The organism is Bacillus sp. EB106-02-03-XG38, from assembly GCF_058792175.1.
This window is the reverse complement of the sequence record NZ_JBYTED010000001.1, coordinates 1,753,493-1,774,514: the sequence shown is the minus strand read 5'-3', so window position 1 is coordinate 1,774,514 and position 21,022 is coordinate 1,753,493. Positions and strand designations below refer to the sequence as shown.

Annotated in this window: 19 protein-coding genes; 16 read left to right on the top strand and 3 right to left on the bottom strand. The window is 36.1% G+C overall.

The genetic code is table 11. The features are described from left to right. Positions 1–72: 72 nt before the first annotated feature. From hutP to AC3WTI_RS08905, 11 genes are all read left to right on the top strand, one after another. A complete protein-coding gene (hutP, locus tag AC3WTI_RS08955; RefSeq protein WP_000926516.1) occupies positions 73–513 on the top strand; it encodes a histidine utilization transcription antiterminator HutP in 441 nt (146 codons plus the stop codon). Positions 514–617: 104 nt separating this feature from the next. Continuing rightward, positions 618–2,135 (top strand): histidine ammonia-lyase, encoded by a 1,518-nt coding sequence (hutH, locus tag AC3WTI_RS08950; protein WP_097841656.1) that lies wholly within the window; start codon positions 618–620, stop codon positions 2,133–2,135. Between the two features lie 23 nt (positions 2,136–2,158). Then, positions 2,159–3,817 (top strand): urocanate hydratase, encoded by a 1,659-nt coding sequence (gene hutU / locus AC3WTI_RS08945; RefSeq protein WP_097841655.1) that lies wholly within the window; start codon positions 2,159–2,161, stop codon positions 3,815–3,817. 12 nt (positions 3,818–3,829) lie between these two features. After that, complete coding sequence (gene hutI / locus AC3WTI_RS08940) at positions 3,830–5,101, top strand: imidazolonepropionase (protein WP_097841654.1); 1,272 nt, start codon at positions 3,830–3,832, stop codon at positions 5,099–5,101. After that, entirely contained in the window at positions 5,080–6,051 is a 972-nt protein-coding gene (gene hutG, locus AC3WTI_RS08935) for a formimidoylglutamase (protein WP_087958721.1), read from the top strand. The genes hutI and hutG overlap by 22 nt, the downstream gene beginning before the upstream one ends. A 281-nt stretch (positions 6,052–6,332) precedes the next feature. Next, entirely contained in the window at positions 6,333–6,794 is a 462-nt protein-coding gene (locus AC3WTI_RS08930; protein WP_179192020.1) for a CarD family transcriptional regulator, read from the top strand. Between the two features lie 589 nt (positions 6,795–7,383). Further along, complete coding sequence (locus tag AC3WTI_RS08925) at positions 7,384–8,511, top strand: alkene reductase (RefSeq protein WP_253621605.1); 1,128 nt, start codon at positions 7,384–7,386, stop codon at positions 8,509–8,511. Positions 8,512–8,578: 67 nt separating this feature from the next. Then, positions 8,579–10,147 (top strand): FMN-binding glutamate synthase family protein, encoded by a 1,569-nt coding sequence (locus AC3WTI_RS08920; RefSeq protein ID WP_097841651.1) that lies wholly within the window; start codon positions 8,579–8,581, stop codon positions 10,145–10,147. Positions 10,148–10,438: 291 nt separating this feature from the next. Beyond that, positions 10,439–11,917, top strand: a complete 1,479-nt coding sequence (putP, locus tag AC3WTI_RS08915) for a sodium/proline symporter PutP (RefSeq protein WP_142305902.1) — start codon at positions 10,439–10,441, stop codon at positions 11,915–11,917. Positions 11,918–12,407: 490 nt separating this feature from the next. Further along, positions 12,408–13,346 carry a ring-cleaving dioxygenase gene (locus AC3WTI_RS08910; RefSeq protein WP_097841649.1) on the top strand — a complete coding sequence of 313 codons (939 nt, stop codon included), beginning with the start codon at positions 12,408–12,410 and terminating at the stop codon, positions 13,344–13,346. Between the two features lie 24 nt (positions 13,347–13,370). Then, a complete protein-coding gene (locus AC3WTI_RS08905) occupies positions 13,371–13,979 on the top strand; it encodes an alpha/beta hydrolase (RefSeq protein ID WP_087958727.1) in 609 nt (202 codons plus the stop codon). A 44-nt stretch (positions 13,980–14,023) separates the two neighbouring features. Here AC3WTI_RS08905 and AC3WTI_RS08900 read toward each other — a convergent pair whose 3' ends face one another. After that, positions 14,024–15,556 (bottom strand): BA3702 family sensor histidine kinase, encoded by a 1,533-nt coding sequence (locus AC3WTI_RS08900; RefSeq protein ID WP_087958728.1) that lies wholly within the window; start codon positions 15,554–15,556, stop codon positions 14,024–14,026. Between the two features lie 234 nt (positions 15,557–15,790). On the opposite strand from AC3WTI_RS08900, the gene AC3WTI_RS08895 reads away from it, so the two are divergent. Beyond that, positions 15,791–16,162 (top strand): VOC family protein, encoded by a 372-nt coding sequence (locus AC3WTI_RS08895; protein ID WP_097841648.1) that lies wholly within the window; start codon positions 15,791–15,793, stop codon positions 16,160–16,162. 19 nt (positions 16,163–16,181) lie between these two features. Here the strand turns inward: AC3WTI_RS08895 and AC3WTI_RS08890 are convergent, their stop codons facing one another. Next, a complete protein-coding gene (locus AC3WTI_RS08890; protein WP_142286757.1) occupies positions 16,182–17,018 on the bottom strand; it encodes a YitT family protein in 837 nt (278 codons plus the stop codon). 96 nt (positions 17,019–17,114) lie between these two features. Here AC3WTI_RS08890 and AC3WTI_RS08885 point away from each other — a divergent pair, with 96 nt between their 5' ends. The 4 genes from AC3WTI_RS08885 to AC3WTI_RS08870 all read left to right on the top strand — a co-directional run bounded on the left by AC3WTI_RS08885 (position 17,115) and on the right by AC3WTI_RS08870 (position 20,568). Further along, entirely contained in the window at positions 17,115–17,936 is an 822-nt protein-coding gene (locus AC3WTI_RS08885) for a protein phosphatase 2C domain-containing protein (protein ID WP_142286758.1), read from the top strand. A 13-nt stretch (positions 17,937–17,949) separates the two neighbouring features. Further along, a complete protein-coding gene (locus AC3WTI_RS08880; RefSeq protein WP_087958732.1) occupies positions 17,950–18,408 on the top strand; it encodes a peptidoglycan recognition protein family protein in 459 nt (152 codons plus the stop codon). Positions 18,409–18,419: 11 nt separating this feature from the next. Then, positions 18,420–18,671, top strand: coding sequence for a DUF2164 domain-containing protein (locus AC3WTI_RS08875; protein WP_001994665.1), 252 nt, complete (start codon positions 18,420–18,422; stop codon positions 18,669–18,671). A 418-nt stretch (positions 18,672–19,089) separates the two neighbouring features. Further along, the gene (locus AC3WTI_RS08870) at positions 19,090–20,568 is read left to right on the top strand and encodes a DUF4822 domain-containing protein (RefSeq protein WP_142305901.1); all 1,479 of its coding nucleotides are present in this window, start codon (positions 19,090–19,092) and stop codon (positions 20,566–20,568) included. Positions 20,569–20,698: 130 nt separating this feature from the next. Here the strand turns inward: AC3WTI_RS08870 and AC3WTI_RS08865 are convergent, their stop codons facing one another. Then, positions 20,699–20,911, bottom strand: a complete 213-nt coding sequence (locus AC3WTI_RS08865; RefSeq protein ID WP_097841645.1) for a CsbD family protein — start codon at positions 20,909–20,911, stop codon at positions 20,699–20,701. Positions 20,912–21,022 lie beyond the last annotated feature (111 nt).

Here is a 21,022-nt window from a genome sequence, read left to right as displayed (position 1 = left end):
GACGATTTAACCGTTTTCATATATTCTTAAATTAAGAAATATTCAAATAATTAAAAGAAATGAGAGAGTCACATGCTTCTTCAAGGAACACATCGAATTGGTCGTATGGCCATGCTGTTGGCACTTGCGGATGAGAATGAAAGCCCTGTATTATCTATTCCAAAAGGTTGGAAGTATTGTACGGGGAAAGTGGGTTCGATGAATTCGCAAAAAGTTGTAGCAGCAATGGAAACAGCGGCTAAGAGCAACCAAGTTATTGAAACAGACGTTTACAGAGAAACACATGCACTTTATCATGCAATTATGGAAGCTTTGTACGGAGTGACGAGAGGTCAAATTCAGTTAGCAGACGTTCTTCGTACAGTAGGACTTCGATTTGCGATTGTGCGCGGTACACCATACGACGGAAAAAAAGAAGGCGAATGGGTTGCTGTTGCATTATATGGAACGATTGGTGCACCTGTAAAAGGATCTGAGCATGAGGCGATTGGTTTAGGAATTAATCACATATGATTTGCCCATAGTCTATTAGTTAGAAGGGGGCCTTACTTTTTTTAGGACAGAAGTCTGTCTTAAAAAGATAAGGTCCCCTTTTGCCTTTTTAAGGAGGAAAAAGAATGATTACGTTAACAGGACACACATTGACAATTGAAGAAATGAAGAGGTTGTTACTTGAAGGAGAAGGTGTAACAGCTTGTCCAAATAGTATGCAAAAGGTGGCGGAGTGCCGCGAAGTAGTTGAGAAAATTGTAGAAGACGGAAAAGTAGTTTACGGTATTACAACTGGATTTGGAAAGTTCAGTGACGTGCTTATTCAAAAAGATGATGTAAAGGCACTTCAACACAATTTAATTCAGTCACATGCATGCGGGATAGGTGATCCATTCCCTGAAGAAGTATCGCGCGGTATGTTGATTTTACGAGCGAATACGATGCTTAAAGGCGTATCTGGCGTTAGACCGCTTGTTGTAAATATGCTTCTTGAGTTTGTAAATCGCAAAATTCACCCAGTCGTTCCGCAACAAGGCTCACTTGGTGCGAGTGGTGATTTAGCACCTTTATCTCATCTTGCACTTGTATTATTAGGAGAAGGTGAAGTGTTCTATAAGGGGAAACGCGTTCATGCGATGGTGGCTCTTACAGAAGAAGGTCTTGAGCCGATTGAACTTGAAGCGAAAGAAGGGCTTGCATTAATCAATGGTACGCAGGCAATGACAGCGCAAGGAGTTCTTTCTTATATAGAAGCTGAAGCAACTGCTTATCAAGCGGAATTCATTGCTTCGATGACAATCGAGGGGTTACAAGGCATTATTGATGCATTTGATGAAAATGTTCATAAAGCACGTGGTTATAAAGAACAAGTGGAAGTAGCGAGCAGAATTCGTGACATCCTTCATGATAGTAAATTAACAACAAAACAAGGAGAACTACGAGTACAGGATGCCTATTCACTTCGCTGTATCCCGCAAGTACACGGTGCTTCTTGGCAAGTTTTAAATTATGTGAAAGAAAAATTAGAAATTGAAATGAATGCTGCAACAGATAATCCGCTAATCTTTGATGGCGGAGAAAAAGTAATTTCGGGTGGTAATTTCCATGGTCAACCGATTGCGTTTGCGATGGACTTCTTAAAGGTAGGAATGGCAGAACTTGCAAATATTTCAGAGCGTCGTATTGAGCGTTTAGTAAACCCGCAATTAAATGATTTACCAGCATTTTTAAGTCCAGAACCAGGACTTCAGTCTGGTGCAATGATTATGCAATACGCAGCAGCATCACTAGTTTCTGAAAATAAAACGTTAGCACATCCGGCGAGTGTTGATTCAATCCCGTCATCAGCTAACCAAGAAGACCACGTAAGTATGGGAACAATCGCTTCACGCCATGCACATCAAATTATTCAAAACGTAAGACGTGTTCTTTCAATTGAAATGATTTGTGCGATGCAAGCTGTAGAATATCGCGGTATTGAAAACATGAGTACAGTGACAAAGAGCTTCTACCATCAAGGTCGTCAGCAAGTACCTTCTATTACTAATGACCGTATATTCTCAACGGATATTGAAAATATTGCGTATTGGTTAAAAACGAATTATTCGATAAAAGAAAGATTAGATGTAAACGCAGCACTATAAAATGAGAAAAGGGAGAGATTGAAATGGAAAAAGTAAAACAAACAATTCGCGCGCCAAGAGGTACTGAGTTACAAACGAAAGGATGGGTTCAAGAAGCTGCACTTCGTATGTTAATGAACAATTTAGATCCTGAAGTTGCTGAAAAACCAGAAGAATTAGTTGTATATGGCGGAATTGGCCGTGCAGCTCGTAACTGGGAAAGTTATCAGGCGATTGTAGATTCATTAAAAACGTTAGAAAGCGATGAAACATTACTTGTTCAATCAGGAAAACCAGTTGCAATCTTTAAATCACATGAAGATGCACCACGCGTTCTTTTAGCGAACTCAAACTTAGTACCGAAGTGGGCGAACTGGGATCACTTCCGTGAACTAGAGAAAAAAGGTCTTATGATGTACGGACAAATGACAGCAGGAAGCTGGATTTATATTGGAACACAAGGTATTTTACAAGGAACATATGAAACGTTTGGAGAAGCGGCACGTCAACATTTCGATGGGTCATTAAAAGGTACATTAACGCTTACTGCTGGTTTAGGTGGTATGGGTGGTGCACAACCTCTTGCTGTAACGATGAACGGCGGTGTTGTTATTGCTATTGATGTTGATAAGCGCAGCATCGATCGTCGTATTGAAAAGAGATATTGTGATATGTATACAGAATCGTTAGAAGAAGCATTAGCAGTTGCGAACGAGTATAAAGAGAAGAAAGAACCAATTTCAATTGGTTTATTAGGAAATGCGGCAGAAATTTTACCAGAGCTAGTGAAGCGTAATATTACGCCAGATTTAGTTACGGATCAAACATCTGCTCATGATCCATTAAACGGTTATATTCCAGTAGGCTACAAATTAGAAGAAGCAGCAAAACTTCGTGAAGAAGATCCAGAACGTTACGTACAATTATCAAAAGAAAGCATGACAAAACATGTAGAAGCAATGCTTGCTATGCAAGCAAAAGGCGCAATTACATTTGATTATGGAAATAACATTCGCCAAGTTGCTTTCGATGAAGGTTTGAAAAATGCGTTTGATTTCCCAGGATTCGTTCCAGCATTTATCCGTCCATTATTCTGCGAAGGAAAAGGACCATTCCGCTGGGTAGCACTTTCTGGTGATCCAGAAGATATTTATAAAACAGACGAAGTAATTTTACGTGAATTCGCTGACAATGAGCATTTATGTAACTGGATTCGTATGGCTCGTCAGCAAGTTGAATTCCAAGGTCTTCCATCACGTATTTGTTGGCTTGGTTACGGTGAGCGCGCGAAATTTGGTCGCATCATTAATGAAATGGTTGCAAATGGTGAATTATCAGCACCGATCGTTATCGGCCGTGACCATTTAGATTGCGGATCAGTAGCATCTCCAAACCGTGAAACAGAAGCGATGAAAGACGGTAGTGATGCAGTAGCAGACTGGCCAATTTTAAATGCATTAATTAACAGTGTAAACGGTGCAAGCTGGGTATCTGTTCACCACGGTGGCGGCGTTGGTATGGGTTATTCACTTCATGCTGGAATGGTTATCGTTGCAGATGGAACAGAAGCAGCAGCTAAACGTATTGAGCGCGTATTAACTTCTGATCCTGGTATGGGTGTTGTTCGTCACGTTGATGCAGGATATGACTTAGCTGTGGAAACTGCGAAAGAAAAAGGCGTAAACATTCCAATGATGAAATAAGGAGGAGAAAACATGCTGGACACTTTACTAATAAATATCGGTCAATTACTAACAATGGATCAAGAAGATGGCTTGTTAAGACGGGAAGCGATGAACACGCTTCCTGTTATCGAAAACGGTGTGGTTGGAATTGAAAATGGTGTAATTACTTTCGTTGGAACAGCGGAAGAAGCGAAAGGACTACAAGCGAAAGAAGTTATTGATTGCGGCGGGAAAATGGTTTCTCCTGGTCTTGTTGATCCGCATACTCACCTTGTATTTGGTGGATCTCGTGAAAATGAAATCGCACTAAAATTACAAGGAGTTCCGTATTTAGAAATTTTAGAACAAGGCGGAGGTATTCTTTCAACCGTAAATGCAACGAAAAAAGCGTCGAAAGAGGAACTTGTTCAAAAAGCGAAATTCCATTTAGACCGTATGCTATCTTTCGGAGTTACAACTGTAGAAGCGAAGAGTGGTTACGGATTGGATGATGAGACGGAATGGAAACAATTAGAGGCAACCGCACAATTACAAAAAGAGCATCCGATTGATTTAGTTTCCACATTTTTAGGTGCTCATGCAGTTCCGAAAGAGTATAAAGGTAGATCGAAAGAATTTTTACAATGGATGTTAGACTTATTGCCAGAAATGAAAGAGAAGCAATTAGCTGAATTCGTTGATATTTTCTGCGAAACAGGTGTGTTCTCTGTCGAAGAATCAAAAGAGTTTTTATTAAAAGCGAAAGAACTTGGCTTTGATGTGAAAATTCATGCAGATGAAATCGACCCACTTGGTGGTGCGGAAGCAGCAGCTGAAATTGGTGCAGCATCAGCCGACCATTTAGTTGGTGCTTCTGATAAAGGAATTGAAATGCTTGCAAACTCTAATACAGTAGCCACCTTATTACCAGGAACAACTTTCTATTTAAATAAAGAAAGCTTTGCGCGCGGTCGTAAAATGATTGATGAAGGTGTTGCAGTTGCGTTAGCAACAGACTTTAACCCAGGTAGCTGTCCAACTGAAAACATTCAGCTTATTATGAGCATTGCAATGCTGAAGTTGAAAATGACACCAGAAGAAGTTTGGAACGCGGTAACAGTTAACTCTTCTTATGCTATTAAACGAGGTGATGTAGCTGGGAAAATTAGAGTTGGTCGCAAGGCAGATGTAGTTTTATGGGATGCTTATAATTATGCTTACGTACCGTATCATTACGGCGTAAGTCATGTGAATACAGTATGGAAGAATGGTAATATTGCATATACAAGAGGTGAACAATCTTGGAGCACGGCCACTATTTAAAGAAGAATGCAAAATTTATTGATCGTGAAGTGACCAAATGGAGTGAAATGATTAAAGATTGGGAGGAAGGCGTAGAAATATTCGGCGCTGCCTTAATTGGAGCACCCCTTTCTAAACCATCTATTAGTCATTCAGGAGCAAGTTTTGCACCAAAAACAATTCGTGCGATGTTAGATGCATATAGCACGTACGCAATTACAGAAGAACATGATATGAAAGAAAGTGTCTTATATGATTGCGGCGATATTACGATGCATGTGACGGATATAAAAGAGAGTCATAACCGAATTGCGAAAACAGTTGGTCATGTAACGAAAGTAAATCCGAACATGATACCAATCGTTCTTGGCGGTGATCACTCCATTAGTTTTCCGAGTATAACAGGATTTGCAAACAGTAAAGGAAAGGTCGGGATTATTCAATTTGATGCCCATCATGATTTACGTAATTTAGATGATGGTGGCCCATCAAATGGTACACCGTTCCGTAGTTTACTAGAAAATGGTGTCATTACAGGGAAACAACTCGTTCAAATCGGAATTCGCAATTTTTCAAATGCGCGAGCGTACCATGAATATGCAAAAGAACATGGCGTGACAGTGTATACAATGAAAGATGTACGAGAGCGAGAAATCAAAGATATTATGACGGAAAGTATTGAAGTATTAAGAAAGCAAGGTGTGACTTCTATTTACATTTCTCTTGATATGGATGTATTAGATCAAGCATTTGCACCAGGTTGTCCAGCAATTGGTCCTGGAGGAATGGATAGTACGACTTTACTTGATGCGATTGAATTTCTTGGTAAAGAACCGCTCGTTCAAGGGATGGATATTGTAGAGATTGATCCAACGCTTGATTTTAGGGATATGACGAGTCGAGTAGCCGCGCAAGTGATTATGAGTTTTCTTTTAGCGAGAGAGACAGTCCAAAAGCAGGTTAGTATATAGGCGTGAAATTAATAGGGAATGTTTAACGATTCCGTATAAAAAACACATTACTACTTATATGTAGTAATGTGTTTTTATGTAAAAAGAGAAGGTAAAATTAGAATGTATATATGTGTGGAAAAGTTAATAAGATTGCGGGTTTTTAGTGATATTTTACGAATTTATTTTCTTAGTTCGAAAGGATTGACATGAAAAATAATTTTATGATAAAATAAAAATTTTGCTAAAAAATCAATTGTGTGTTAAGATTGAGAAGGTTACCATATATGGAGGTGGATTATTTGTTTCAAATTGGCGATAACATTGTTTATCCAATGCACGGAGCAGGTATAATTAAAGCCATAGAAGAGAAGGAAATCGCAGGAGAAAAACAACAGTATTATGTTATAAAAATGTCGGGTAGTAACATGGAAGTAATGATTCCGGCAGGGAGAATATTGAGCTCAAATATACGACCAGTCACGGATATAACGGCAATAGCACACATATTGGATATTTTTCAACATGGAGAATCTGATAGATTACTTACGTGGAAACAAAGGTATAAATTGAACACTGATAAAATAAAGACGGGTAAAATACAAGAAGGTGCTGAAGTTGTACGTGATTTATTACGTATGCAGAAAGAAAAAGCACTTAATGCAAGCGAAAAGAAAATGTTAGATAACGCACACGAATTTTTGATTAGTGAACTGGGATTAATTGAAGGTATCACAGAAAGTCAAATAAAAAGCTTTTGTTAAGATTCATTACTAATAATGTATTACATCCCAAAAAAGATTTTGAATTTTTTGGGAGCATAATTATAGAAAATTAATCCTTTCAAAGACATTCAACTCTTTCAAACCACTTTTAGAGCATTAACCTCTTTTGTTATTACTACAATCAAATCCATTTTTATTTTTTAATTCTTTACGAATGTTCGAAGTTTAATGAAATACTTCGATAGAATAGTTACTTGATTTTTGCAATCCTGATTCACACTGGCACGGACGAGGAGCCGTAAGGATGAAAGAGAGGTAGGGCTTTCATTGTTTTAGGTATATAAGTTATTATTTTTAGAAGAATACTGGACCATTTCCACTTCTATTGATAAGGGATTTTTTATATGTGAAGAGATAATAATTCTTTATATAAAAGAGATAAAGAAATTGATACCCATATATGGTCAACTAAAAAGGTTTCCTACTAAGGAAACCTTTTTTAGTTTATTTATAGGATTCTATTTGTTTGATATTCGAATGTTTTGTGTTTAAAGCGTATAAATTGACGTTACTATCTAAAAGTAAGTATGATGCGTTTATAGTAAGAATATTTTTAGGGGGAAGAAAAATGACGAGTTCAAATAAAAAAGCAGCAAGTATTTATGAAGGAACAAATATAAACGCTTGGGGATCTTTTGAAAATATTGAAGAAACGAAGTTGTTTCATCCGATTCAAATTGGATCTTGGTCTCTTCGTAATCGTATAGCAATGGCTCCGATGACGAGATGTTTCGCAAATCATGAAACAGGAGTCGTTGGTGCTGATGTAGTCGAGTATTATAGAAAACGTGCAGCTGATGGAGTTGGATTAATTATTACAGAGGGAATCATCATTAGCCCAAGGGCAAAAGGTAATCCGGGAGTACCAGGAATTTATACACAAGAACAAATCGATTCGTGGAAGCCTGTTACAGAGGCAGTACATAAAGAGGGCGGAACGATTATTGCTCAAATATGGCATGTTGGACGTATGAGTCATCACGAAATAATTGGTGGACAAATGCCGCAAGCGCCATCTGCAATTGCAGCAGAGGGAAATGTTCCGCGTTTTCGTAAACCGTTTGATACGCCAGAAGCAATGACGTTAGAAGAAATACAAGAAGTGATTGGTCAATACGCACAAGCTGCAAAAAACGCGATTGAAGCTGGGTTTGATGGAGTAGAAATACACGGTGCACACGGATATTTAATTGATCAATTTACGTATGAGCTTGCAAATAAGCGTACTGATAAATATGGTGGAGACTTAAAGGAAAGGTTAACGTTTATGAAAGAAGTAACGGCGGCTGTAATAGAAGCTGTTGGAGCTAATAAAACACTTCTTCGCTTTTCTGCTTTCAAAGGTGATAATCCTACGTATATGTGGGAAAATCCTGAGCTTGCAATTGAAACGTTTGTAAATATGTTCAAAGAAGTTGGATTAACGATGATTCATCCTTCAACGATGAATTATACGGCAGTTATTGCTGACGGAAAGAATTTTCATCAATTAGTTAGAAAATATTGGGATGGTACGATTGTAGGAGTAGGGAACTTAAATCCGAAAGAAGCTGAAGAAGCGTTGCAAGAAGGAACAATTGATGTGGTGGCATTCGGAAGACCATTAATTGCTAATTCAGACTTTGTTCATCGAATTAAAAATGCTGAAAGTTTAGTTGAATATGATGCGAAAGAGCATCTTGCTACATTAATTTGAATAAAGATAAAAGGAGAACAAATCAGGTGTTCTCCTTTTATTATGGATTTTCATAGGAGGAAGCGGGATGAGTGAAACGCTACTCGTTATTATTAGTATATTGCTCTTATTGATGCTACTATTAATCATTTTTTTTATTATTACATTTTTCATTAAAAAACGGACGCATCATTCTATATTAAAGCTGCATCCATACTTAGGGAGAATGCGTTATTTACTTGAAAAGATAGGACCTGAATTTAGGCAATATTGGTTTGATCATGATACGGATGGAAAGCCTTTTTCGCGTTATGATTTTCAAAGTGTAATGTTTCTAGCAAAGTACCGTTCTGAAATACTCGGTTTTGGATCGAAACGAGATTTTGATGCATCTGGCTATTATATTGCTAATACTTTGTTACCGGTATTAACAGATGAACTAAGTGTGAATCTAACGCAAGAACGTGAAGGGAAAAAGTATGTGATTCATAAAGAAGGGTTATTTTCACGAAGAGAAAAATTGACAGCGGATACAACGAATCTTTGGCTATATGAAGAAGACGATGCAATTATCGTTGGTGAAAATCGTAAATATCCATGGAAACTGTATGGTATGTTTGGAGCATCAGCAACTTCGTACGGTGCGATTGGAGAAAATTACATTTTAGCGAGTGGGTTTGGGGCGAAGATGGCTGGTGGCTCGTGGATTAATACGGGAGAAGGTGGTGTAATACCGGAACATTTACATACAGGTGCAAATATTGTTGCGCAAATTGGTCCAGGTTTATTTGGTTACCGTGATGAAGATGGTAATTTTTCAATGGAGCAATTCACGGAGAAAGCAAAGGAAAGCAATATTAAAGCATTCGAATTGAAATTTGGGCAAGGTGCGAAAATACGTGGTGGCCATCTAGAAGGGCAAAAAGTAAATGCAAAGATTGCGTCTGTTCGAAATGTACGAGAAGGCGAGACAATTAATTCACCGAATCGATTTTCATTTTTAAATAATGCAGTAGATACACTTTATTTTATTCAACGTTTGCAAGAAAATGGCGGTAAGCCTGTCGGTATGAAAATTGTAATTGGACAGCAGGAGCCGCTGGAAGATTTATTCAAAACGATGAAAGAGTTAAACATCTATCCAGATTTCATTACAATTGATGGTTCAGAAGGTGGATCAGGAGCAACGTATAAATCGATGGCAGATAGTATGGGAATGCCGCTTATTCCAGCGTTACTGACATGTATTGATACAGCGAATCATTATGGTGTTCGGGATAGATTCAAAGTGTTTGCTTCAGGGAAATTAATTACACCAGATAAAGTGGCAATTGCTTTAGCAATTGGAGCAGATGCTGTAAATTCAGCACGCGGATTTATGATGGCAAGTGGCTGTATTATGGCGCTTCAATGTAATTCGGGGCAATGTCCATCTGGAGTTGCGACAACAAATCTGCATTATCAAAAAGCGCTAGATCCGTATGAGAAGAAATGGCGCGTAATGAATTATGTTGTTAGTATGAGATACAGTTTATTTTCACTTGCAGCAGCAGCAGGAGTAAAGAGTCCGCGTCATTTAACGAGAGAGCATATTGTGTTTAAAGATGAGGTGGGACGGATTGTTCCTCTTTCACAATTGTTTCCTACTTGTAAATAGAAAATAAGCTATGTTAAATAAATTAAAAGTCATACATTTGTATGGCTTTTTTATTTGAAAAATAGGCGTCTTTTAATTTCTGAATATTTTTACTTTAATTTCTTTTGAAAGCCGGGTAATCCACTGGGATAAAGGCGTTTATAGAGGTTTTCACATGTAGTGAAAAGGGCTTGTTCACTTGAAAGAACAAAAAATGTTTGGTAAGGTAGGGAACCATAAGCGAAAACAAGAAAATAGAAAAAGTCATTTTTCGAAATTTTGAATGGCTTATGTAACTAAGGGAGAGATTTGGTGAAGATTGAGATTATGGTTTCGCTTGCTATTTATATGGCAGGTATGTTGTATATCGGTTATTGGTCTTATAAGAAGACATCCGATTTATCAGATTATATGTTAGGCGGAAGGGGACTCGGTCCAGCAGTTACAGCTTTATCAGCTGGTGCTTCTGACATGAGTGGTTGGATGCTAATGGGATTACCTGGTGCGATGTATGCAACAGGGTTATCAAGTGTATGGATTGCGATAGGTTTATTAATAGGTGCTTATACAAACTATTTAATTCTTGCCCCGCGTTTGCGAACGTATACAGAAGTGGCAAATGATTCAATTACGATTCCAGACTTTTTAGAGAATCGTTTTAAAGATCGTACAAAAATACTTCGTTTTGTCTCCGCTATCGTCATTTTAGTATTTTTCACATTTTATGCGTCGGCTGGTTTAGTATCAGGTGGACGTTTGTTTGAGAACTCTTTCAACCTAGATTATAAAGTTGGTTTATTTGTAACTGTCGGTGTCGTAGTTGCTTATACACTATTCGGTGGCTTTTTAGCAGTAAGTTGGACCGACTTTGTGCAAGGGTGTATTATGTTTATTGCTCTTGTATTAGTACCAATTGTTGCTTTTACAGATGTGGGCGGTGTAACAGAAACATTCAATACAATTAAGCAAGTTGATGCATCGCGTTTAGATATGTTTAAAGGGACTACAATTCTTGGTATTATTTCATTTTTAGCATGGGGTCTCGGGTATTTTGGTCAACCGCATATTATTGTCCGCTTTATGGCAATTACCTCTATCAAAGATTTAAAAACTTCTCGTAGAATCGGTATCGGTTGGATGACGATTTCAATTATAGGTGCAATGCTTACTGGACTAATTGGTATTGCTTATTACGCTAAAAATAATGCGACATTACAAGACCCAGAAATGGTCTTCGTAACATTCTCAAATATTTTATTCCATCCGTACATCACTGGGTTTTTACTATCAGCTATTTTGGCTTCGATTATGAGTAGTATTTCCTCGCAATTACTCGTTATTTCAAGTGCTGTAACGGAAGATTTCTATAAAACATTTTTCCGTCGTAACGCAAGTGATAAAGAACTTGTATTTATCGGTAGACTGTCAGTATTAGTAGTAGCTATGATCGCAGTTGTTTTAGCGTATCATCCAAGTGATACAATTTTAACACTTGTCGGTTATGCTTGGGCAGGATTTGGTTCAGCATTCGGACCCGCTATTTTATTAAGTTTATATTGGAAGAGAACGAACAAATGGGGCGTTCTTGCAGGGATGATTGTAGGTGCAGTAGTTGTAATTACTTGGGTACAAATTCCAAGTTTAAAAGCGACTATGTATGAAATGGTACCTGGATTCTTCTGTAGTTTATTAGCTGTTATTATTGTAAGTTTAGTAACGAAAGAACCAGTGAAAGCAATTCATCGTGAATTTAATGAGATGGAAGCAGTGCTGGAAGGGGAAACAAAATAATTAGCGAAGAGAGTAAACTGGCGTTTACTCTCTTTTTATCCCACTTTAATGGGCAGTAAGATCTCCACCTCAAAATTCAGCGAAAGTAAAGAATTTAGGTGGGGGATCCACTGCCCATTAAAGTCCGATTGGTCAGGGCTAATAATCAGTGGGGATGAAGAAAACCCCCACTGATTAAAGTTTCACTTTATTTAAAATGAAAATAAGGAACTTGTTGACAACTAAAAGTAAGTAACTATATAATAAATATAGGTTCAAGATAATTTGTGTTACGAATAAAGATTTCAGATGGAGTAAATATTTTTTTGGAGATTATCTCGAATTTGAGATAATTTCGATACACTCGATATTGATGTGTAATTTTATGGTCAATATCTCGAATTCGAGATAAAATTATAATAGCGGATTTTACTTTTCAGTATGGACAAAATGAATAATGAATTTTAATGTATAACAATTTTTATAAGGGACTTAAAAAGGAGTGAACGAAATGGAAAAGAAAACAATGGGGATCCATCACATTACAGCAATCGTAGGACATCCACAAGAAAATATAGACTTTTATGCTAGTATATTAGGCTTACGTTTAGTGAAACAAACAGTGAATTTTGATGATCCAGGTACGTACCATCTTTATTTTGGGAATGAAGGAGGAAAACCTGGAACAATTATTACGTTTTTCCCATGGGCAGGTGCTCGTCAAGGCGTTATTGGAGACGGTCAAGTAGGCATCACGTCTTATGTCGTACCAAAAGGTGCCATGGAGTTTTGGGAAAATAGATTAGAGAAATTCGATGTTGCATATACAAAAATGACTCGATTTGGAGAGGAGTATTTAGAATTTGATGATCCGCATGGTTTGCATATAGAATTAGTAGAAAGAGAAGAAGGTGAATTAAATAATTGGACTTTTGGAGAAGTTACGCCAGAAGTAGCAATTAAAGGATTTGGCGGTGCTGTTCTTTTATCGGCACAACCTCAAAAAACTGCTGAATTGTTAGAGCATGTTATGGGTCTTGAGAAAATTGGAGAAGAAGGTGAATTCGTTCGATTCCGTTCTCCTGCTGACATTGGAAATATTATCGACTTGAGATTATCAACAATCGGGCGTGGCCAAATGGGTGTTGGTACAGTTCATCATATTGCTTGGAGAGCGAGTGATGATGATGATCAACTAGACTGGAAAGAGCATGTGTCTCGCTTTGGATACGGTGTAACTCCTGTACAAGACCGAAACTATTTTAACGCGATTTATTTTAGAGAACACGGAGAAATTTTATTTGAAATTGCGACAGATCCTCCTGGTTTTGCTCATGATGAATCGTTAGAGACGATGGGTGAGGAATTAAAATTACCGGAGCAATATGAATCACATAGAAACCAAATTGAACAAACACTTCTACCATTTGAAGTGAGAAATTTAGATTAAAGTGATTGAAAGGGGAAAAGGATGATGATGAAACATGTTTTTCAAAAAGGAAAAGATACGTCAAAACCAGTGTTGTTATTACTTCATGGTACAGGAGGTAATGAATTAGATTTATTACCACTCGCAGAAATAATTGACCCCGAAGCATCTGTATTAAGTGTTAGAGGAAATGTATTAGAAAATGGCATGCCACGTTTCTTCCGTAGATTGGCAGAAGGCATTTTTGATGAAGAAGATTTGATTTTCCGTACGAAGGAATTAAATGAGTTTTTAGATGAAGCTGCAAAAACATATGAATTTGATAGAAATAACATTGTAGCTATCGGTTATTCAAATGGGGCAAACATTGCTGCAAGTTTATTATTCCATTACGAAAATGCGTTGAAAGGTGCTGTTCTCCATCACCCAATGGTACCGCGAAGAGGAACGCAATTGCCTAATTTAGCAGGAAAATCCGTGTTTATCGCTGCTGGGACAAATGATCCGATTTGTTCATCAGCAGAGTCAGAGGAATTGAAGGTGCTATTAGAAAGTGCAACTGTAAACGTAACAATGCACTGGGAAAATAGAGGGCATCAATTAACAATGGGTGAAGTAGAAAAAGCGAAAGAATGGTATGGCAAAGTATTTTAAAAAAGAAGCATCTGCTAATAATTAGCAGATGCTTCTTTTATTATTTATGACTGAATTGTAAGATGAGATGAAGAAAGTGGCAATTGAATATCAACGATCGTACCTTTATTTAATTCGCTTGAAATGTATAATTTACCATGATGTTCTTCAATTATTTTGTAACACATCATTAATCCTAGTCCAGTTCCTTTTTCTTTTAAACTATAGAACGGTTCGCCTAGACGAGAGATGCGGTCTTCTGGGATACCGCACCCTTCGTCAATAATCCGTATTAAAATGAAAGCATCATCAAATGGTTTTGTTTGGATGTAAATATTTCCGCCATTTGGCATCGCTTCTATTGCATTTTTTAATATGTTTATAAAAACTTGTTTTAATTGGTTACCATCACACTGAATATCATGTTTGTAAGCAAAATGATCCATAATAATATGAACACTATGCATAACAGCAGTTGGTAAAATAAATGTAACTACTTCTTCAATTAAAGTTTGTATGTTACAAGTTTGGATAGATAATACTTGTGGCTTAGACATCGCCATAAATTGACTTGTAATAGATTCCATCTGTGAAATTTCACTTAACATAACATCGATATACCATTTTTGCTCCTCATTGATTTCAGGGAGGAGCAATGTTAGAAAACCTTTTAGAGAAGTGAGTGGATTTCGAATTTCATGGGCGATTCCAGCTGTCAGTTGTCCGACTACTGCAAGCTTTTCTGATTTTCGTAATAACTTTTCTGTTTCTTTCAGTTCGGTAACGTCTCTACCCATTACGATAAGACCTTTTCGCGAGCCGTCAGGATGATAGAGAGGAACTTTCGATATACTTAAGATTAAGTCGAAATCATCTCTATGAATAATAAATTCCTCACCATGAAGAATTTGTCGTTGTTGCCACGCTAGTTCATCAACTTCTTCACAATGTAAAAAAGCTTCTCGGTACGCTTCATTATATTGAATGAGTTCACTATCTTTTTTTCCGTGATAAGGTACATGGTGGAAATTGAAGCAAGAAAGTGCATAGTCGTTTGCTTCAAGCCAGCGTCCTTCATGATCCTTAAATATAACAAACGCAGGCATGGAGTCCACTAATGTACGTAATCTCTTCTCACTTTCTTTTAGCATATTCTCAATTCTTTCTGATTTTTCAAGAGGTTTCATAATGGCATATACGCCAGTTAAACGATTTCGGACAAAAATAGGAACTAGTTTTGTTACGACATCTAATAAAAATCCATTTTTATGATAAATAGATAAAATATACTCTTGTTGATTATCCGCTTCCGTATTTTTTATATTTTGTAATACTTGCTCAGAAATATGGGCTTCTAAAATAGAGATAATATTTTTCTGTTCTAATTCTAAAGAAGTGTAGCCTAATATTTTTTCGGCAGAAGGATTTATATGTAGAATAACCCCCTCTAAATTTAATGAAATAATACTATCAGGGTTATGTTCGAACAGAGATACATACATTTCTGTTAAAGAACAATCTTGTTTATGTTTTTGCAAACGTCTAGAAATGTTCGGATGACGTTTTTTTTGAGTTGATGAATATTTTTTACGACTCATAATAGTTCCTCCGTACAAATAGCATCTAAAAAGATTTGTCTATTCATAACTATAATATAGATGTAATGTGTATTTCTATAAAAAATGGAAGTTATATAATAAATTTTGTTTTCTTTATTTTGGAAAAGTGAGTGTAAGGTGGTAATAAGGGGAGCTTATATTGTTTTATAAATCTTATGTAAGTTACAAAAGTATGGTTTCCTTATAACATTAGGATAGAAGAGGGGGAAGAAAATGAGACGTTATATTCAAGGGATTGATCATGTGCAAGTAGCTGCGCCTGTAGGGTGTGAAGAAGAAGCACGAGCGTTTTATGGTGAAAAAATTGGCATGGAGGAAATACCGAAACCAGAGGAATTAAAGAAGCGTGGTGGATGTTGGTTTAAGTGTGGAAATCAAGAAATTCATATCGGAGTTGAGCAAAACTTCAATCCAGCTAAAAAGGCGCATCCAGCTTTTTATGTTTTAAGAATAGATGAATTTAAACAAGAGTTAATAAAGCAAGGTATTGAAGTAATAGATGATCATGCACGTCCAGATGTAATTAGATTCTATGTATCAGATCCGTTCGGAAATCGAATTGAATTTATGGAAAATAAAAACTAGGTGGATTTCCACCTAGTTTTTATTTTCTAAACAATCCTAATACTTCAACCGTTTCAGTAATGTTAACGAATGCATGAGGGTCGATTTCAGAAATTGTTAATTTCATACTTGCTAATTCTTCACGAGAAACGACTGTCATAAGTACGCGTTTCTTTTCGCTGGAATAAGCACCTTCGCCATCGAGTAATGTAATTCCACGTACAACAGTTGAAAGAAGTTGTTTTTTCATTTTTTCTGCTTCATTTGTTACAATCATAAGTGTAACTTTTCGATGTTTCGTATGAATAGCATCGATCACTTTACCAGTTACATAAATGGAAAGTAAGCTTGTAAGAGCAACATCCCAAGTGAAGAAGAATCCTGCAATGATTACAACGACTGCATTTAAAATAATAAGGAATCCGCCAAGTTTAATGTCTCGTTTGCGAGATAACAACATACCGATAATATCAAATCCACCAGTTGAGCCATTGCAGTTAAAGACAAGACCGATACCAGCTCCGGCAATAACACCACCAAAGATAGATGATAAAAGTGGATCTGTTGCTACGACTTTCACTGGAACATAGTATAATGCAACAGATAATACAATAACAGAGATAATAGTGTTAAAAATTACTTTTTTTCCAAGCCCTATGTATCCTAAAATAAGGATAGGTAAGTTTAATACAAAGTTAATAATACCTGTGTTTACAGGAGTTACAATCCCTAAAATAATAGCAATTCCGCCAATTCCACTACTTAAAATTTTGTGGGGGATAAGGAAAAGATTAAAGGCAATCGCAATAATAATAGAACCAATAATAACACCAAGAAATCTGACCATCTCTTTCCCGTCCTTCAATAAAAAATTCATATTATTTCAAGATTATATATGATATTGAAAGTTTTAGGTAAAAACAGTTTATTTCGGGAAATTAGATTAATCAAAAGAATTTGAGTATTTTATTATTTGAAAGGGGATACAGTTGTGAAGATAAAAACATATCAACAGAAAAGCCCGTTGAAGCAAGAATGTGAGGATTCTTATTTTTGTAATGAAGAAAAAAAGATTTATGGTGTATGTGACGGTGCAACACCGCTCGTACCCTTTCGTGATGAAAAGGGACATAATGGAGCATACATCGCTTCACATTTATTTGCAAGTTATTTTGCTTCATTACGTGAAAATCATAGTTTACCAGTTGCAGTTGCAAAAGCAAATGAAGCATTGCAAAGCAAAATGTTAGAGTATGAAGTAGATACGAGAAAGAAAGAGCATTTGTGGTGCACATGTATTGCGGCCGTTCAAATAGTTGGTGAGAAAATTGAATATGCACAGTTAGGGGACTGTATGATTGTCGCAATATTTCAAAATGGAACGATGCAAGTATTAACGAAAGACACGGTTGAAGGAATTAGTCAACGAGCAAAAAAGAAAAGAGAAGAAAATCGTAAAAAGGGGTTATCTGTACCGGAAGAACATATTTTTCAAGATGTGAAAGAGCAGTTAAAATATAATCGTTATCTTGCAAATGTGCAGGGTGGGTATTCCGTTGCGAATGGAATGAAAGAAGCGATTCATTATTTGCAGCATGGGGAATTACATATAGATGAAGTGGGTGGGATTTTTATTTGTTCAGACGGATTATTCCACCCAGATTGGCCACTCGAACAAACTGTTGCATATATAAGAAAGAATAGTATAAATGAATATGTAGCAATTATTGAAGAGCTAGAAGGGAAAAAGAGAATACGACCAGATGATAAAACAATGATGATGATTAATTTTTAAGGGGGATATTCAAATGGAAATTAAATGTGTTAATTTAACATTTCAAGATGAATTAGTTCCTTTAGAAAAAGTAAACAAACTGATTATCCACCATACATCCGAAGATGGATGGGATGTGTATAAAACACATGAATTTCATCAAAAAGTAAGAGGATGGAGCGGGATCGGTTACAATTATTTTATTGAAGAAGATGGAACTGTAATCGAAGGACGAGGTTTACATATTGGAGCACATGCGAAAGATAATAATAGAGATACAATTGGAATATGTATGACGGGTAATTTTGATAAATATGATCCAACTACCGCACAAATGAATGCATTATATTCTTTATGTAAAATGTTTATGAAACAGTTTGCTATAAAGAAAGAAAATATACTCGGTCACAGGGAGCTAGAAGGCGTTACAAAAAGTTGTCCTGGAAAGCATTTTTCTATGGTAGAGTTAAGAAACGTACTATCTTACATATAGAGGAGTAATAAATGATGATGAATATAAAAATACCAAATGATAAAAAAGAAGAGCTAGTAGCACAAATTCAGCAATTTTTCGTTGAAGAAGATTTAGATGAAATTGGGCGCTTCCAAGCAGAGCGTTTAATAGAAGAAATGATTAAATTAGTAGGACCATTTGCATACAATCAAGCAATTGGAGATGCTAGAAAACTTGTAACAGAGAAACTATCTAATATTGAAGAAGATTTGTATGTGTTAGAGAAGAATGAAGGGAAGTAAACTTTCTCCAATTATAAAATAAGTATTTGCCACGGCTTCGTTCCGATGTTTTGGTTAGAAAGGGCCGTGAAATTGTTTTTGGATATGTAAAATAAAACCTCTTTTTGGTCAGGATCCTAGAATTAAATAACGTTATTCTTTCTTAACAAGCTAGATGAGAAAGAATAACGTTTTTTTAGATTGAGATTAAAAATATATTATCTTAATTTTATCTTTTTTTTATAATTTATTTATGGGCAATTTATAGTTGCTATTTATAATTTCTATATATAACAGCTATGGATATCACAAAAAAACCTTGGAGTTGTAAGCGATTAGCTGTAATTAAAATTTACAACATGAATTGCTCACATAGAATTTTATTTTGGAAGATAAGTGGTGTGATTTTTTGTTAAATAAAAGAAGGGATTGGGAAGCTATGAATAAAACAATTTTAAAAACATGTATCATATCAGCAGCTTTAGGTGGAAGTCTATTAAGTGAAACAAATGGAGAGGTGAAAGCAGAAGCGGCTACACCAAAAACGAATCATACTGGTGTATTCAAAGATGTTCCAAAGGGGCACTGGGCATATGAGGCGATTCAGCAATTAACAAGTGAGAAAATCCTTTTTGGCTATGATGATGGAAGATTTGGTTTTGGAGATAACGTAACACGCGAACAAGTTGCAGCTTTAATGTATCGTTATTTTAATATGGAAGAAAACAAAAATTATCAAAACCCATACAGTGACGTAAGTGAAGATTCAACAAGCTATATAAAGGAAATTTTATCCTTAACAGAAATGGGTGTTTTTACGGGTGATGATCATGGAAACTTTAGACCGAAGGCATCCTTAACACGCGCAGAAATGGCGCAGGTTCTTACAAATGCTTTTCATTTAAAGGCAAAGCGTGATCATACTTTTACTGACGTTTCAACGAACTCATGGGCAAGAAATGCAATTAGTGCTGTTCAAACAAATAACATTGCAAAAGGAGTAGGAGAAGGGAAATTTGCTCCAAGTATGGATGTGACGCGTGAACAGTACGCACAATTTTTATACAATGCAATACAAGAAACTGAGCAAACCCAACAAACGAAAGGGCAACTATTAGTTAGTATACTTGGTGAAACAAATTGGCAAGGGACAAAAGTCTATGACAAAGATCATAATGATGTAACGAAAGAAAATCAAAATTTCATTGGGCTTGCAAAATATGATGCTAAAACTGCAAGGTATGAATTTTTTTATGCAAATACAGGAGAGAGTCGTAATGATAGCGGTACCTTTTTTATAACGAATGATGGAAAGAAAAGAGTGTTAATTTCTGAAACGCAAAGTTATCAAGCAGTTGTTGAATTAACGCAATTAGATAAAGAGAAATTTACATATAAAAGAATGGGGAAAGATGCAAAAGGAAACGATGTAGAAGTGTTTGTTGAACATATTCCTTATCATGAAAAAGAGTTGTCTTTCACGCGACCTGATAAAAATTTAGAGAGCTCGACGGGTAAAATAGTTACAGATGTTGATGGAGACAAAATATTATCTAGTACACTATGGAACGGAACGGTGGTATTAGACGAACAAGGTAATAATGTAACAAAATACAACTCAAACTTAATCAGTCTAGCAAAATACGATAAAAATACAAATAAATACGAGTTTTTCAATGTGAACACAGGAGAAAGTCGTGGCGACTATGGTTTCTTTGATATTGTACATGGTAATAAAATAAGGGCTCACGTTTCGTTAGGAAATAATAAATACGGTGCTGTCCTTGAACTTACAGAGTTAAATAAAGAGAAATTTACGTATACAAGAATGGGGAAAGATGCGAATGGAAAAGATATAAAAATCTTTGTTGAGCACGAACCGTATACAGGTGACCTAAAACCAAATTTCACAAAGTAAGATGTAAAATAGTTGTTTATAGACAAATAGATGCCTTCAGGCATCTATTTGTCGTTTTAAAATGATTTTATGAGCAAATATAAACTTTAGTAACTTACTACTTGCCCAACCGTACATCTTGGTTCTTTTTTTATTTATTCTCTTTATGCTCTTTATAGTCATTAACTTTCTCTTTTACATTACCGACAGTATCTTTAGCGGTGCCTTTTACCTTATCCCATTTTCCTTCAGCTTGTAATTTCTTATTGTCAGTTACTTTCCCGACAACTTCTTTTACTTCGCCTTTTACCTTATCAATAGCACCTTCTACTTTTTCTTTTAAACCATGATCATGTTTAGTCATACATTTCTCCTCCTTGTAGTTTGATTAGAATGCTCTTTTCATATTGCAAGTTGAATGATGTATCTAGTAATAGCGTATCAAATCTAGTTTGAATATTCAAATGATTAATAG